The 1216-nt window shown below is 68.5% G+C and carries 2 protein-coding genes; both read left to right on the plus strand.

Annotated features, from left to right (window positions below):
• Positions 1-280 precede the first annotated feature (280 nt).
• Complete coding sequence (locus AB0G02_RS35305; RefSeq protein ID WP_360803320.1) at positions 281-844, plus strand: hypothetical protein; 564 nt, start codon at positions 281-283, stop codon at positions 842-844.
• A 4-nt stretch (positions 845-848) separates the two neighbouring features.
• Positions 849-1216: DUF6239 family natural product biosynthesis protein (locus AB0G02_RS35310; RefSeq protein WP_360803323.1), on the plus strand; the 368-nt coding region annotated here is incomplete at its 3' end.

Below are 1216 nucleotides of genomic sequence, written 5' to 3' on the forward strand. Positions count from 1 at the left end.
GACGAACCGCCCCACCAATCCGTTCTTCTTGCGGTGCAAGCAGTGCGCCGGTCACGCGACCGCAAGCCGGAAGAGGAACCAACCCATCGGAACGCTATACAGTCGACCCGTGCGGGATCTCGCGCGGTCTCGGGGCGACCACCGTACCGACGTGTGAACCACTGGACTTCTCCATGATTGCGCTCTCCGCACGGAGGCGTTCTTGGCGCGCTTGAATCCCGATATCGTCGCTGGTCACGGGGAATCGACCCGATCGAGGCCACCGCAGCAGGAGGAACCCATGGTCGACACACACGCACACACCCATGCCACGGGGGGTGCGCTGAACACGCTCCGGCACAAGCCGGCGCTCATGGTCTTCATGATCATCGTCTTAGGGCACTGGGCGGAGCACATCGCCCAGGCCATCCAGATCTACGGGCTGGGCTGGCCGGTGCCGAAGTCCAAGGGCATCCTCGGCCTCTGGTTCCCCTGGCTGGTCACGTCCGAGGTCATGCACTACGGCTACGCGCTGGTCATGCTCGTGTTCCTCTTCGCGCTGCGCAAGGGGTTCGTCGGCCGCTCGAAGAAGTGGTGGACGATCGCGCTGGGGCTGCAGTTCTGGCACCACATCGAGCACCTGCTGCTGATCATCCAGGCCTCGACCGGCACGAACCTGCTCGGCAAGCCGGTGCCCACGAGCATCATCCAGTTGCTCATCCCGCGGGTCGAGCTGCACCTGTTCTACAACACGATCGTCTTCATCCCGATGGTCGTCGCGATGGTGCTGCACATGCGGCCGTCGCCGGAAGAGCGCGCGGAGATGCAGTGCAGCTGCGCCCTGCCGGTCGGCGCGTCGGCCTGATCCGATGCACAACCACGGCGCCGTCGGCCTGCCGCTCGGCTTCACCCTCCTCCGGCTGATCCTGCTCGGTGCGGTGACCGTGGTCGCGGGGTGGGCCCTGGTCCGCCCGTTCTTCCCCGCCGCGTCAGGACTGCTGACGCGGCGGGTCGTCACCGGGGCCGCCGGCATCGGCGGTGTCGTGGCGCTGCTCATCGCGGAGGCCTCGTGGATGCCGGGGCTCGGCGCGGTGGCGTTGATCGGCCTGCTCGCCGCGCCGCCCGCGCTGCGCGGCACGCGGCCGGTGCTCGGCGGGCTCGTGGTGGCGGCTGCCGTCCTGGCGACGGGGGCCGCCGGCGCGTGGTTCTCCGGGCCGCCGTCGTCGTTCGCCTACAT

This window comes from Actinosynnema sp. NPDC023658, assembly GCF_040639995.1.
In the GTDB taxonomy this organism is placed as follows: Bacteria; Actinomycetota; Actinomycetes; order Mycobacteriales; family Pseudonocardiaceae; genus Actinosynnema.